Source organism: Streptomyces thioluteus, assembly GCF_039535865.1.
The window spans coordinates 1-15294 of the sequence record NZ_BAAAXZ010000040.1; the positions used below are offsets into that span (position 1 = coordinate 1).

Genomic DNA, 15294 nt, shown 5'->3' on the forward strand with positions numbered 1-15294 from the left:
GCGTGGTGCCGCCGCACTGCCAGCTGCCTATGCGGCCCCTGCGAGCGCACGAGCAAATGACCGGGACGAACGACGTGGCATGCGTGGTGAAACAATAGTGTCGGTCAGTCGTACAAACTGGGCCAGGGTTCGTCCAGCACGGGGTACCAGGGGACCTCGCTCAGGAGATGCCCGCTAGGAGTCGTAGTGGCGCCCGGTGGCCTGTCTTCACACGGGACGTGGACCATGTTGTGGGGTGGGAGTGACCCGGGGGTCGTCGCCACGGCTGATCCTGGCGCTCGGACGGCGGTGCAGGCCCGAAGATATCCATCGGCCGACGTGTCGCCGTCTACCGGTCGCGGCACAAGAAACTGACGCAGGGCCCGTGCCGGGCCGATGGGCCGGAACGGTCCGGTCCTGGCACGGGCCGTACCTGCCGGGCGTCGTGCCATCGGCCCCGACCGTGGAGGCTCGCCAGGGTGCGAGCGGTCCGCCCTTAGTCGGGGAGGCGCCTCGCCGGACGGACCCATGCCGTCTTCGCTTTTTCCTGGGGCCCGCCGAAGCACCGGGCTAGTGTCGACGGTGTGGGTCGCCGTGTCAGGAACTGCGGATCTTCGTCGTGCCCCGCCCCGGTCACAGCCGTTCTCCCCTTCGCCATCCGCCGATCCCGTAGAGGAGTGCGTTGTGTTTGCAGTGTTGTGGCACCCGGATACCCGTGGGCGTTGGATCCTGAGTACCCCGTCCGAGGTCTGTTGAGCCTGCTCACTCCGACGGACACCGCTACGGGGAATGGAGTGACCGGACACCTCAGCGGGTCCTGAGGCTCGCGCGGACCCGCACTGGCCCCAGGTGGGAGCGCCGGTAGATGCGGCTTCCGGGTCGGGGCCGCGTGCCGCCCCCCGCTGGTCCTCGACCGACACCTGGCCGTCCGCATCTGGTCAACGCCGAAACGGATCCGGCCTGGTAACTGGAGGCGCAGGCGATCCGTTCGGCGCGTGTGCGCAGCGCAGTCGCCATGAAGCTGGTTGCCCTGGGGCGACGCCACGGAGCTCTTCGTCCGACTCGGCACGCCTTGGCGCGGGCGCCCGGGCAGCCTGATGCATCGGTATCTGCCCTGGACTACCTGGTCGAGGTCCGCAACCGGATGCTGCTGGACCAGCTGCCCGTATACTCAGGTGCCTGGAGACGACCGCCACCCTCTCAGCGGGGCTGACGGAGCGGACGGAGCGTACTCGACAGAGTGGTTTGTCTACGGCGCGTTCTGCGCGTGCTGTGGGGCCCGGGGGTGTCTGGCACCACATGGAGATCGTCTGTGATACACAAGGAGGGGTAATGATTCTCGTCCGTACGTGCCGGTGATCCCGGACGTGATGGGCCGTCCGTGCCGGCCGAGGGGTCTACGTCGTAAACTCGATGTCATCGTCTACCCAGCGGACCGTCGCGTGACGGTCGAGGACACGCATTCACAGACCCGGGAGTGCCGGGTCTCCAGACCACGATCTTCCCCACATCACGAGGACGGCGCCGAACGCGGTGCAGTGGGAGGTCGTCCGTAGGCCGGGGGGGGCCCCCCCCCCCCCGGAGCAGTCCTCGTTGACGCACCCGGTTGATACGTTTCCGATTAGCCGCCTTGCTGCCAGCCTCCTTTGTCCTCCGGAGTGAGCACAGCCGGGCGCCCGCCGACGGCGGTGGCGCGCCCGGCCGGTATCGACCGGCCGATGCGGCGGGTGCGGCGGCGACGACATTCCCGGGGCCGAGGAGAACTGGCGGAAGCAGTGGCAAGAGGCGAGCTTCTCAACGGGATTGCCTTCACACCGAACAGAACGTGACGACAGGGTCACCCGTGAAGCTGTCGGCGAAGCGTAGCTTCGTGTCGGAGATACACAGAGGATGCACACGGCAGATGTCCATCGGGCCCGCCCCGCCGACCGTACACCGGAGGGTTCTTTGCCGCTCCGCGGGCTTCGGTGAGGCGCGCCTGCCCCTCGAGGCCAGCCGAACAATTTACCCCGACAATCGTGGTGCGGCCCAGGATGTCATCCCCTTCGCCGAGTGGGGTCCGTTCCGTCCCGCTGCGGGCGCGGACTGAGGCCGCCAAGGAAATCCTATGGGGAACGAGCCGGGGCGCGGTCTTCTGTCGGCGGTGGCCTGTGACGAAAGGCCGTGAACCCAAAAGCGTGTTATGATCCACAAAAAGGCCGGCTCGAGACGGACGACCTGGCATGGACCGCGTGGGCCCGGGCAGGAGGTGGCGTCGAGAGAACAGCGCGGCGAGCTATGCCGTCCAGTGTCGCGTGACGCATCGCCGGGACGGCGCCGTCGCCGGGTCGCTGCTGCCCTGGCCATGCCAGTCTTCCTGACTCGGCCCCGCCTCGAACCTGTGGGTGCCGCCGACCACAGCCTCGACCTGGCGCGACGCGCGCCGCGCCCACAGCGACGGCACGACGACGCCTCCGTCGTCTTACACTGACACCCGGTGCAGGCCTCGAAGACGTCGGGCTGTTGGTCGTGATCCACGTGGTCGCCTGCACGTCCAACTAATACTTCCGGTCGCTCGACGAGAGAAGGTCCTGTGCGGAATCATGCTTCGCTCCTGGATCCTCGCGGTCGTCCGCGCTGGTGCTTTCCCCTCGCACCCCGGGACGGATCTCCGTCCAGCCCGTCCGCGTCACCGACGCGGCGGCTCGCACGCGGCCCGGAGAACCGGGGGAGCAGGAACCGTGCATCGGGGTCCGTCCCTGAGACACCGCTTTGGCTTGACGATGAGGGGGCTTGAAACCGGCGACTCCATCGTGAGCGCGAGTGCTCTGCGGACCGCTGCGCCCTGTCGCCTGCGTTCTGGCTGGGTCATGCGGAGGAAGCGCTCCCTGCTGGCCGGAAGTTGCAAAGGCCCGTCTGTGATAGCGGGCGCACCGGGGGCGAGTGGTGCGCACGGATCCCGTCCATAGCGAGGGGGGAGTCGCGCGGGTCGTGGTGATGTTCAGGGGGACGGCGAGATGCCCCAGCTGCGTCGGTGCACGTGCTGCCTCAGCGGCGTTGTTGCTACCGGCGGCGTCCAAACGCGGTGCGTCGAGCGGGGCCAACGCCGCGCGGAGTTGGGTCCGCGCGACGCTCATGAACCGGTAGGGCACCGAGCCGTCCTCCGCGGCGAGACTCCGGGGGCGGTCTCCGCCTCGCCGCGAGGCCTGCGCCAGCCTTCCAGGGGCGAGATGCGCACCGCCGCGGTCACGCTTGCCGCGCGAGGAACGCGGGCCGGGTTGGGCTTCACGGCGTTTTCCCAGTGCGTTTCGGCGATCACCGGCGGTGATAGGGAGCTCGATGCCCGGCCGTGGTGTCGAGGAACGCGTCGCGCACGGGGGGGGGGGGGCGGTCCGTGGTGGTGAGTGCAGCAGCAGCGGCCCGGTGTTCACGCTCGCCCGGTGTTCGTGTACTGCCTCGACCACTGCTTCGGTGACGGCGTCGGCCCAGATCGTGCGCACTCCTGCGGGCCGGGGCCGCGACCGCCGCGGCGATGCGCGGCCTACCGGTCCGCGGTCACCGCGTGAGACGATGGCCTGCTCCGCGGCTGGCGAAGTAGTTTGTTGTAGGGCGCGGCGAGAAACCGCCGGCCCGCCTCGGCGATGTCCTCGACGCCGCACCTGTGTCCGGTCCGCGCGCCACGGCCAGGCCGCAGCGCCGCCTTCGCGCAGCGCCTCGCAGACGTGCGGCCCGCTTCTTCCGCGTTCCCGCAGCCGCCCGCGGTGGTGGCTGTCGTCACGGTGTCCAGCTGTCCCGCGTGACTGCGTGCCCGCAAAACTTGCGCACACGTAAATATGCGGAAGCGCCAACTTGCGTGGCACGCACTTTCCCTGTCACTCTCGACCCGCCAGACACCGACGGAGAGGACCGCGGCCACCATGCGATGCTAAGAGGGGAATGACCTCGACACCGGATTCGTCGTGCACGGCCGAGCCGTCCCCCGCGAGCCACTTCGACCCCGCCGTGGTCCCGGCGCGAACCTCGCCGTCATCCGCGACGACCTGCCTGCAACGCGGTTCCAGATCAATCGGCGCGACCACGTACCGCCTGAGCTGGCCGCCGGCGCCGCCGCCGAGCTCGGCCTTGAGGTCTGGTTCTCGCCCTTACCGCGCTGGAACTGGACCGCCGAGCCGATCCTCACGCTCTTCTTTTTCCGCGACTGCGCCGAGCGCGCGGAACGGCTCCGGCAGTCGGGGGCCGCCGTCGTTTTCCGTCGCAGGGGTCGAGCTAGAGCGTTGATGAACCGAAGGGTTTCCTGTCGGGGGACAGCCCGGAGGAGCGGTCGAGCACCTGAAGCGCCGCCCGACGGCGTCCGAAGCGATGCGCGAGCTCGGGCTCGCGCATCAAACGCGTTGCCCTCCGCGAGGCCGCGGGCCAGCACGGTCCGCAGCGCTTAATTTCCACGGGGCGACTCAACCTACGGCTGCCATCCAGTTCGAGCAGATCGACTGAGAACCCCGTTTCGACATGGTCACGTAACGAACGATCCGGCTCCGCGGAGGCGCCGACCGGTTCCGGGACGGCGGTGCCGCACCTTGGCGCAGGGTCGCGAAGTCCGCTCGCCGTCACCGGGTTCGCACCGCCCGCCTACCGCGGCGCGGGGGACGTGGTCCGGGTCGGGTGTTGGAAGTGGTCGACACGACCGCGGCGACCAGGGCCCCGGTAGCGGCTGACCGGCGTGTACGAGCGTGACGAGGCCGGCCAAAGTGCCGCGTATCTGTAACGAACTGCTGAGATCTTCGAAACCGGAGGCAGTGGACAGCGCGTTCGTGTTTCCTGTTCGCCTGCCACGGCTACCCCCCACCGCCGGACGGCGAACCCCAGGACGACCTTGAGCCGGGCCGTCCTGGGCTCGTCAATCCTCGAAAGTACGGCCGGGGCAGACGCTACCCCGACATGGATGGGAGGGCCCCCATTAGAGCCGCCTTCACGCCGGTCGCGCATGCGGTACAGGCGGCTGACCGTAAAACACCGCCATTTCATGGCTAGGGAGCTTTGAGCGCCCGTTCCGGGAAGGGGGTAGGGCGGCCTGGAAAATACGGGTGGGCCGTTTCTCTGGGCTATCCGGGGGGATAGGCAAGCCGACTGTGACAGACAATCTTGAATACGGCAGCCCTTGCTGCACTGATCGGACCCGAGCGGTCGGCCGCTTCCGGGTGCGGTTGCCGCCGGGGCGAAGCCCTGCCTCGACGCGCCGTGTCCGTCCTGCCCCGGTGGACGTGTGTTTCGAATCTGGTGCGGCACCTGGGTACGGCAGCGACTGTGGGCCGCGATCGTCGCCGGCGCGGGCCCCGCCGATGCTCCGCCGGCCAAGAACAACACACCGCGGGGGTGGCCGGCGCGAGCTCGAGGCGCTGCTGCACTTGCTACGGACGCCCGACAAGTCGACGAGCTGCTGGCTACGAGTCCGGGCGTCTGCGAGAGGCCCACCTCGTGAGCGCGGAGTGTGTGAGCAGGTGGGGCGCACGGCCTGTCGCGGCGAATGCCTGGGGTGTCGCCGATCCGGCGCCGGTCCGAGGTGTACTGGTGCACACCTGACCGGACGGCCCAGCTTGCCGCAGGCACGTGAGCCGATGCCGCCCGACGTCGCGCGATCGACGGCGTTGCCGGTTCCCTCGGACACACCATGACTAACACTCCACCCCGGCCGCCTGGCCGCACGAAGGCCTGGCCACCATCCACCTACCAACGACCACCGAGGTCGCTCCTGGCTCTCTGGATCTCGACGGCACAGGGCCTTGGCCCGCAACCCCATCACGGACAGCAAAATAAGCGCCGCGACCCCCTCCGCTTCGGCCACAGGGCCGGGCCCGCAGCAACTGCTCCTCTTCGTCGGGGCCGCCTCACGCTGATCGACCTGAAGACCGGGGCGACCAGCGGGGTGTTCGAGCGGCTGATCGCCTGGGTAGCGCCGAGGAATAGCCTCCGCGTTCGCCGATCACCCCACCCGGTACGCGTCACGACATCCGCTCACGGATCGCGCGCACGGCCGCAGGCGTCGGAGCAGTGCGGCGGGCAATGGCCCTGGCGCGTGGTGCCAAGGCGGTGCCGCGCCCCGGGCCGGATCCGCGCCTGGCACTCTGCGCAGGCCACTGGCATGGCCGGGCGGCCGAACCACGACCGGGATCTATAGCATCTCATTCGTCCGGCTTTCCCGGTCCCGGCACTAACGATCTGTGGAACGCGGCGGTCTCACGCTACGGGTTGATTGGTTGTGGACAAGGAATACCACACACCGCGCCACATGGGAGGTCATCCATGTCGACATGATACCGATGATTCGCGTAATAGACACACCCCTGCCGTCGGGAGACTGCGGCGGGGACGCGCGGGAGGGGCGCATTAGCTCTGCGAAACGTGCGTCAACGGTGCCTGTCCGAGTACGGGTCACCCCGCAGCCCTCTTGAACGCGACACGGGACAAACGCTCCTCGGCTGGTCCAACACGTCAGCGACCGTCGAGGCGCAGGTTACTTCGGCGAGTTCCTTCGGCGCCCCATCCCCGGAACCGGCCTGTGCCGGGTGCGCAATAGTGTCACCTCCTCGACGGGTGCAGCGATCGGTGGGACGGGCCAGCGGACGATACCCGCGATCAGATCACCGGCTTCTACCCGCGCACTCCTGGCAACACTCGGACGCGAACGACAAGGAGCTACCACCTCGACGCCCCCGGCCACGTGCCGGTGGGGGCCGCCAGGAGCCCTGGTCCGACACGGAACGGACCGATTTTCCCGCCCCGGTCCATCGTCCACGTGTACTCAGAGCGACGTCCGTCTGCGCACCACCTGCGGCACGCAGGCCCGACATCCTGCGCGAGGTCCTCGCTGACGCGCCGGACCTGGGGCTGCCGTCGCCGCGAAACACGAGGAGCAGATCGAGCGAGGAAGTCCCCGGGCCGTGCCGTACCGGCGCGCGATCGTGAACAAGGCCCGGCCAGGGTGACGGCCGCCACACCATCAAGTCCTGACGACCCGGCCCCCACCGCCGCATGCGGCCGGCCCATCCACTCACCCTCGTCGGCAGGATCACGGACGGCTAGACAACTCTGCGCGACGGGCCGGCCTTGGAAGCGCTGCTTCCGTCCGGGGCGAGGTCCAGGGGGGGGGTGACCCGCAGACGTCGATCCACGGGGAAGACGGTGATGCCTGACCCAGCGGCGGCGTCACGGTAGGTCGGCAGCAACCGGCCGATTGCCCTCGCCCGTCTCCGCAGCCCGCGCCTTTGCCCGCGCGGAAACCTCACAACCATTTTCCGCCCGAGGCGCCCGTCGTTCTCGTCGGTGTCCACGAACGGCCCCCGCTAATAGCCGCGTGCGTTGGGCCGAGACTAGTGCGAGCGAGTGGGCCTTGTGGTCGTCGCCACCGTGGAAGGCTCTGAAACAGGAATCGGTGGCCCGCTTTCGTGGTCGCCACGAGATCGCGGCGTCGCCCGGCGGTGGCCTACCAATGGCGGTGGTCACCCGGGGTGTGATGCTCACCTCCTCGTGTGACGACACCGGCCAATCGAGCCTGGCGTGACGCAGTACGGTCAGCGAAACCGGCAACCACCCGTCGACCCCACGCATGGCGTTCTCGGAGGATGACCATTCTCGTCCCCGTCGTGGCTGGGGGTCCCGCAGCGCAGTCGAGGAGCACGGCGAGAGCGGCGGGGCCGGTCGACCTCGGACGGGACCGAGCGCGGGCGCAGACCACGTACGGCCGGGTCGGAGTCCGGCGAGCAGGTCGGGGTGTCCATTCCCCAAAGCGTTCGCGCCCGCTCCACGGAGGCTCTTTCCCGACGGCCCGTCTCGTGCCCAGCCGGCCCCGGCCAGAGAGCGCGGCGCGAGCGTACCCGGTCCGCGATAGGGCCGGAGGCCGGAGAGAGGAGCGGGCAGCGCGACCGGCCAGAGGCGCGGACGCATTAGATTGGGGGTCGCGGAGAGAGGGAACGGCGCGACGGCGTCGTATTAAACAGACACTGCGGAACGCTGCCAGGAAGGTCGCGTTCCAGGGGTGGGCGTGGACGGATGTCCCGGCAGGCGCTTGCACGTCAGAGCTTCGTATCGGGGTCGCCTTGGCCCCGGCGTGTGCCCTCCGTGCCAGGGCTGCCATGTCCAGTCATCGCACCGGTCCCGCGCCGGATCCTCCCCGTTGCAGGCAGCGCTCTGTCGGGCCCACCCCTGGGACCCAGCCAGTCGATCCGGGCGGCCCGCAAGCTGGCGCGGCGTGGCGCCGTCGTCCCCCACGGGAGGTGCGCTGCCTCGTCGGCTGCGGCCGAGGCACAGGGGGATGCGGATCGAGGATATCGCATCGGATACCGAACAGCGCCGCGGGGTGTCGGTGACCCGTTGTACAGAGAGCCCTGATGGCGCAACCGCCCCATGTCCAACACGGCCAGCGTGTCATGCGTGCCCGCACGCCCGCGGCATCCTTTGTCCAGCGGGGTGCAACATGTGAGCGACTGGTATGTCCTCGCTCGGAGCCGTAGGCGTGCCGGTGGGGAGCTCCCTCAGGGATCCGTCTCCAACAAGCACTCCCTGCGAGCCGTGCTGTGCCGGATGCCTGCTTCGGCCGCAGGAATCCGGCCGTCAATGCCGATCTGTCACACCGCTCTGCTGTTCGTCATGCGACGCACCACCCTGGCCATGACCCACCCTGACATCACGGGTGCGGCTCCGGCGATGGCCCCGGGCCAACTCCCCTGGCGTTCGGCGATGCCTTGCTCCTCGACCCTGGCGCTGTCTCTTGCCGTAGGGCACCCCACTGCGGTCCAGCCAGGGTGGTCGTACATGTAGCCTAGCGCGGCATCAGTGCCCTCGATGTGCGGGTGGTGCGGAACGGGGCTGATCCGTCGTCGTCGATTGCGCACCCGTCGCCCTGTGCGGCCCTGGGAGGACCAGTCCAGCTCTATTGGTACCAGCGTAGTCGCGACGACGCCGGCCCGTGGCCTGTGACCACAGGACTTCTCGGGTCCTTTGCCGAGACGGCGGTAGGGCCATTGCGCACGGCCGGGATCGGCGTGCCGAGTCGTTTCCGGCGACCGGCGCGGGCGATGGGGCGGTCTCTTGTCCAGAGTCCGCGGCGAAGGACCGGGGGGGGGCGGACTGATCGCGCATCCAGCAACCGCTGCTTTCGAGGGGCGACCGCCGCCACTCCGCGCATGCCACGCTCGTCCGTGTGCACCGTACGCAGTGGGCACGGAACGAGGCGCCCCGCGCACATCTCGCCCCTCTCTCGCCCGGGGCGGTTTAGTCACGAGTATTCGGCACCGGGCACCCCCCTCGGACGCCCCCGGAGTGAACGACGGATTCCGTCGCCCCGGGGGCGTCCGGTGATCTCCGACCCTTCTAAACCGGCCGCAAGATTTGTTAGGTTGCCGGATCATGGTACGGGCGAGGGCCTCTTTTTACTGCTTCTCATCTCTTGACGGCGCATACCTCGCACGTCCGCCTGATGAGCGACCGGGACATGTGCACGACCGCGGTCCGTACCGGGCTCATCGAACCGATCGTCCAGTTGGGGGAACCTGTGACCAGATCAGATCTGACGGCCGGTCCCGACATACCGTCGTCCTTCGCCGCCGGACCCGCCCTCGCCACCAGAGAGCTTCTCCGGCCCCCGCCCCGCCCGCACCCCGCGGCACCGCCCGCCCCGCCCGTCGCCCCTCAACCCGCCACCGCCTGGCGGGTCCTGGTGGCCGAAACCGATCCCGCGCAGGCCGACACCCTCGTCCGGGCCCTTCAGCGCCAGGGGCACGAGGTCGACCACGTCACCACCGGGCACGACACGCTGCGCACCCTGGAGCAGGCCGATCTGCTGCTGATCGACCTCGAACTCCCCGATCTAGACGGCCTGGAGGTCTGCCGTCGCGTCCGCGTCGCGGGCCCCACCCCGGTCATCGCGGTCACCTCCCGCGGTACCGAACTCGACCGCGTCCTCGGCCTCCAGGCCGGCGCCGACGACTACCTCGTCAAGCCCTACGGCCTGCGCGAATTACTCGCCCGCATGGACGCCGTCATGCGCCGCGCCCAACCCGCCGCCCCCGCACCGCCCGTGATCTCCCACGGCCCCCTGCGCATCGACGCCGGCGCCCGCCAGGTCAGCCTCCACGGCCACCGCGTCGACGTCACCCGCAAGGAGTTCGACCTCCTCTACCTCCTCGCCTCCCACCCCGACACCGTCATCCCCCGCAAGCGCATCATGCAGCAGGTCTGGGGCGACATCTGGTCCCGCCGCACCATCGACACCCACGTCAGCAGCCTCCGCAACAAACTCGGCGCCAGCGACTGGATCCTGACCGTCCGCGGCGTCGGCTTCCAGCTCGGACACGCCTGACATCGGACACGCCTGACACACGCCGACGGCGTGGTCCCGGACGGCCGTCGGGCCTCCGGGACCACGCCGTGGCCGGGGGCTCAGCCTCCGGCCGCACCCCCCGCGGACTGCGCTCCCAGCCGGCCGGCGAGCTCGGTCCGCGTGGTGACGCCCAGCTTCCCGTAGGCGCGGTAGAGATGGTTCTCCACAGTGCGCACGGAGAGCACCAGACGGCCGGCGATCTCCTGGTTGGAGAGCCGCGCGACGGCCAGGGACACCACCTCCCGTTCCCGGGAGGTGAGTCCGGCCCGGACGTCGGGGTCCTCGTCGCGCTCCCGGTCCGCCCAGTCCGGCAGCACCGCGCCGCCCCCGGGACAGCAGGTCCCGGGCCGTGTCCCGGGCGTCCCGGCACCGGCCCGCCCGCCCGGCCGCCCGGTGGGCCCCGGCGGCCCGCGCGGCCGCCTCCGCCGCCCAGGGCAGCGCCCCGAGGGAGGCGAAGTCCGCGGCCACCGCGTCGAGATCGTCCCCGTCACCGCTCGCGAGCGCCCGGACGTGCCGCAGCTGCACGGCCGCCAGACCGGACGGCCCCCGGCCCGGCCCGGCGAGGGCCGCCGCGCGGTCGGCCGCGCCCACCCGGGCGGCCAGGTGCAGTGCCGCCGCGCGCTGCCGGACCCGCCCCGCGGCCCCGGCCCGCTCCGCGACGGCCAGCGCCCGGCGCTCCGCCGCCGGCCGGTCGCCGGCCCGGGCCGTGACGGCGGCGCACTCCAGCTCCACGGCGTCCGAGACCAGGGGGAACGGCAGCGCGGCGTCCTCCGCGGACCTCGCCTCGGCCAGCACGGCGAGAGCCTCCTCCGTCTCCCCCGACTCGGCCAGTACGGCGGCCAGTCGGGCCAGCCGCCAGGACTCCGTGGTGAGCCAGTCGGCCGGGCCGCGGCGTGCGGCGGCCTCCCGCAGGAGGAGGGCCGCCTCGGGCCGTGCGCCCCGCCCACCGGTGGACGTCGGCGCCGAGCAGCGCGGTGTGCAGCCGGTGCCGTGGACCGCCGTCCTCCTCCCGCAGACGCTCCAGCAGGGCCGCGACCGCCGCGGGCCCCTCGGTGTGCAGGGCGACCCGCGCGGTGACCACGGCGTGGTCGAGCCGGCTGTCCTTGTCCCAGGAGAACCGGCCGGGCGGATGCTCCCGGAGCAGGGCGAGCGCGCCCGCGGCGTCGCCCGACTCGTGCCGCGCCAGCGCCGCCGGGGCGACGCCCCGGCGGTCGCCGGGTTCCGCCGAGGCGTCGAAACGGTCGGTGAACAACCCGGTCAGCAGGCGGAGTTCGCCGCACCACGGGTACCCGCCGGGCGGACCGTAGTATTCCGCCTCCGCCACGACGGCCTCCGCCTCCGGCACCCGGTGCAGCCCGAGGGCGAGGTTGAGAAAGCGCGCCCGGACCACGTCCGCATGGCACACCGGGTCGGCCTCGCCCCGCCGCACCCCCGCGAACAGGGCCTCCGCCACCTGGTGCCGCCGCTGTCCGGCCAGGGCCCTGCCCAGCAGCAGGGCGATGTCGGGCGCGGGCGACATCTCGAACGAGAGCACCGTCGCGCACAGCCGCTCGGCGAACGCGAAGTCGTGGTTCCGCAGGGCGTCCAGGGCCGCGGTCCGCACCTCCGCGGGCCCGGGCTGGCGGCCCGTGTCCATCCGCAGGGCGACCAGGCGGGCCACGTCGCCGCGGCGGCGGGCCCCGGTGGCCTCGATCGCGTCGGCGACGCGGATCCGCAGGCGGCGGGCCGTCAGCTCCGGCAGCGACCCGCGGACCACGGCCTCGCACAACGGACGCGTCAGCCGCAGCGACAGGCGCAGGCCGGACCGCTCCATCGTGACGACGCCGCGCCGGTCCAACGCCTCCGCCGCTCCCCCGAGTTCGGTCACGACGGGCAGCCCCGCACCGAGCGGGCCGGCCAGCGCGAGCATCCGGACCAGGTCGCGCTCGTCCTCGGTGAGGTCGCCCAGCAGCAGTTCGGACAGCTCCGTCAGCCGTCCGTCCGGCATCCCGCCCTCGTACGGCGGACCACCGTCGTCCGGTGCGCAGTCCATGAGTTCCCGGAGGATCAGGGCGTTGCCCCGGCTCAGTTCCCAGAACCGCTCCGCGGTGCCGACCGGGACCGGGCCGCCGAACCGGGCGGCGAGGATCCGTGCCACCGCCGTCCTGTCGAACGGGCGGATCTCCAGCCGTCCCAGTTCCTTGTCCAGGACGAGGCGGCGGACCTCCCGCGGAAGGGGCACCCCGGTGGGGGCCGTCGCCAGGACGACCAACCGCCCGTCGCGCACGGGCCGGTGGAGCGCGGCGAGGGCGGCGGGGTCGGCCAGGTGGATGTCGTCGGCCGTCACCACGGCCCGGTCCCCGGGTCCGCGCACGGAACGGCCGGTGTCCGGAACGTCCGGAGCGTCCTCCAGCCGGACGACCCGGAAGCCCGCGCGCCGCGCCCGCTCCGACGCGGCCCGCAGCAGGGTGCTCCTGCCGGATCCCGGCTCACCGACCAGCAGCACGCCCGTCCCGGCACGCAACGACCGGTCGATATCGGCGAGTTCGGCGTCCCGGGCGGCCGGAATTCCGTCGGCCACGGCTTCTGCCACCATGTTCCGCTCCCACTTCGCAGGCATTCGCAGGGTCAGGACCGGAAATCCATGCCAGCACAGGGGTATTGACGCGTCCAATAGCAAGGAATTCTCCCTGCCAGTAACGATCGTTATGCGGATGCTCGCGGGATGCCTGGTCAGCCCGCTTGTCACAGAGCTGACATACGGCGGACCTCCCTCTGTCCCTCCCCTGGGATTCCGCGCGCGGAACCTGACGAACTCCCGCCGATGCCTGCCGTACGATCGCCCGCATCCATCGACCCACTGGGGGACATCGTGAAATTCGCCGTGCCGAGAACCGGGGCCGTACCGGCCCGCCGCCGCTTCGTGGCCCTCGCGGCCGCCGCCCTGTTGGCCGTGCCCCTGGCGGGCACGGCGACGGCGGCCGCGGGCACGGACGGCGGATCCGTGACCGCCCTCCGGCCCTCGCGGGCCGCCGTCGGCACCTGGTCGGTCAGGGCCACCGGCGACGACGGCAACGTCATCGACACGGTCATGACCCTGCACGCCGACGGCACGGTCTCCAACAACGTGGGCGGTACGGGGACCTGGACGGCAGCCGACCGCGACTCCTTCGCCTTCCGGCTGACCGAGCACGTCGTCGACGAGCACGGCCTGCCGGTCATGCGGATCGAGATCGAGCAGAAGGCCGTGCTGTCGGCGAACGGGCGGGCCTTCACCGGAAGCGGTACGGCCCTCACCTTCGACCGTCAGGGAACGATGACCGGCGAGACGGCGGTGCGGACCGAGGCCCGTCGGGCCTGAACCCGGACCGGCCGCGCCGCCGGCCCGCCGTCACGCCGGGCGGACCGCCGGCCGGCCGAACTCCCGCCAGATCCAGACCTGTCCGAGGGCGACGGCGATCAGCGTCGGGATCACCGTCACCGACAGCAGGGTGAGCGAGGAGGAGTCCGCGATCGCCCGGGACAGCGCCAGGTCGCCCTTGCCGGAGCGGGTGGCCAGGACGGTGGTCCCGTGGGCCAGCGCCACCATGACCGGCAGGGCGAGCAGCGGAGCGCCGCCCAGGAGCAGCGCCGGCACCGCGCGGCCGGCGCCCCGGGCGAGGTGGGAGGCGTAGACGCAGACGGCCGCGACGGCGGTGACGACGCCGACGACCACCGGGGAGTCGGTGACCGCGGCGCCGACGGCGGCGGTCACCAGGAGCAGCCCGGCCAGGACCGGGGTGAGAACCTTCGCGGCCCGGCCGAGCCGGGCGCCCAGCGCGTCCCCCTCGGGCAGCCCGCGCCCGGCGAAGAGGGCGCCCTGACGCAGCCCGGCCACCACGACCAGGGCCGCGCAGAGCAGGCTGAAGGGGTGGAACAGGTCGCCCGCGGTGGCGTCGGCGCGGCCGTCGCCACCGGTGGACAGGCCCCGTACCAGCGTCGCCAGGACGGCGCCCCAGCCGGCCGCCAGGACGAGGCTGGTCGCGGGAAGCACGGCGTCCCAGGCGCGCCGCCAGACGCGGCCCGGCGAGGCGTGGCGGAACCACAGGGCGGCGTCGCGCAGGAACCAGGCGCACAGCAGGAGGACCAGGGGGATCCGCTGCGCGTGCAGCAGTTCGCCCTCCAGGAGGGGCAGGGCCCCGAACATGAGCCCGGCGAAGGCCACCAGCCACACCTCGTTCACGAGGAAGAGGGGGACGACCGTGCGGCGCAGTCGCACGCGCCCGGCCTCCGTATCGGCGAGCGGGATCAGCATCCCCACCCCGAAGTCGATGCTCTCCAGCACCAGATAACCGGCGAGGAGCAGCCCGACGAGGGCATACCAGAAGACATCCACGGGTCATTCCCCTGTCAGCGTGCGGACATGGTCGAAGGGACGGTTCGGGAGGGGAAGGTCAGTACGAGACGGGCACGTCGGCCGCGGAGGGCTTCTTGGAGCCGCCGTCCGCCGGCCGGTCGTCGCCGCGGCCGTCGGGGCCGTCGGGGAAGAGGTCCGTGTCGCCGAGGAGCCCGGCGTCGGGCCCGAGGCGGGCGTATCGGACCATCAGCATCCAGTCGACCAGGGCGAGGGTGCCGAGCACGAGCGTGAACGCCACGAAGGAGACGGCCATCCCGCCGGTGGACACGTCGCCGATGGCGTCGCGGACGGTGAGTTCGCCGGTGACCATCCAGGGCTGACGGCCGATCTCACGGCTCAGCCAGCCGCAGATCAGGGCCACGAACCCGAGGGGCAGCAGGATGACGGGCAGCCGCAGCAGGAAGCGTCGCCGGCCCGTCGGCGCCCCGGTGTCCGCGCGGCGGACGGCGAAGGCCGGGATCCAGGCGAGGACGATCAGCAGCATGCCGATGAGGAGCATCGCGAGGGAGGCGTGGCTGACCCAGGCGGGCGGCATCCAGTCGCCCGGGCCGTAGGCGGCCCGCGCGGCGGCCCCGGGCCTTGTCGACCT

Annotated in this window: 7 protein-coding genes; 2 read left to right on the forward strand and 5 right to left on the reverse strand. The window is 71.4% G+C overall.

Annotated elements, in window-relative coordinates:
* Positions 1 to 3499 precede the first annotated feature (3499 nt).
* Positions 3500 to 3736, reverse strand: coding sequence for a hypothetical protein (locus tag ABD794_RS05370; RefSeq protein WP_344961138.1), 237 nt, complete (start codon positions 3734 to 3736; stop codon positions 3500 to 3502).
* 5691 nt (positions 3737 to 9427) lie between these two features.
* On the opposite strand from ABD794_RS05370, the gene ABD794_RS05375 reads away from it, so the two are divergent.
* The gene (locus ABD794_RS05375; protein WP_344961139.1) at positions 9428 to 10309 is read left to right on the forward strand and encodes a response regulator transcription factor; all 882 of its coding nucleotides are present in this window, start codon (positions 9428 to 9430) and stop codon (positions 10307 to 10309) included.
* Between the two features lie 80 nt (positions 10310 to 10389).
* Here the strand turns inward: ABD794_RS05375 and ABD794_RS05380 are convergent, their stop codons facing one another.
* Complete coding sequence (locus ABD794_RS05380; RefSeq protein WP_344961140.1) at positions 10390 to 10647, reverse strand: response regulator transcription factor; 258 nt, start codon at positions 10645 to 10647, stop codon at positions 10390 to 10392.
* Positions 10648 to 10817: 170 nt separating this feature from the next.
* Positions 10818 to 12905: a hypothetical protein gene (locus tag ABD794_RS05385; RefSeq protein WP_344961141.1), complete on the reverse strand. Its 2088-nt coding sequence runs from the start codon at positions 12903 to 12905 to the stop codon at positions 10818 to 10820.
* A gap of 276 nt (positions 12906 to 13181) precedes the next feature.
* On the opposite strand from ABD794_RS05385, the gene ABD794_RS05390 reads away from it, so the two are divergent.
* Positions 13182 to 13670, forward strand: coding sequence for a hypothetical protein (locus ABD794_RS05390; RefSeq protein ID WP_344961142.1), 489 nt, complete (start codon positions 13182 to 13184; stop codon positions 13668 to 13670).
* A 30-nt stretch (positions 13671 to 13700) separates the two neighbouring features.
* Here the strand turns inward: ABD794_RS05390 and ABD794_RS05395 are convergent, their stop codons facing one another.
* The gene (locus tag ABD794_RS05395) at positions 13701 to 14684 is read right to left on the reverse strand and encodes a cytochrome d ubiquinol oxidase subunit II (protein WP_344961143.1); all 984 of its coding nucleotides are present in this window, start codon (positions 14682 to 14684) and stop codon (positions 13701 to 13703) included.
* A gap of 58 nt (positions 14685 to 14742) precedes the next feature.
* Positions 14743 to 15240, reverse strand: coding sequence for a cytochrome ubiquinol oxidase subunit I (locus tag ABD794_RS05400; RefSeq protein WP_344961144.1), 498 nt, complete (start codon positions 15238 to 15240; stop codon positions 14743 to 14745).
* Positions 15241 to 15294: the final 54 nt, after the last annotated feature.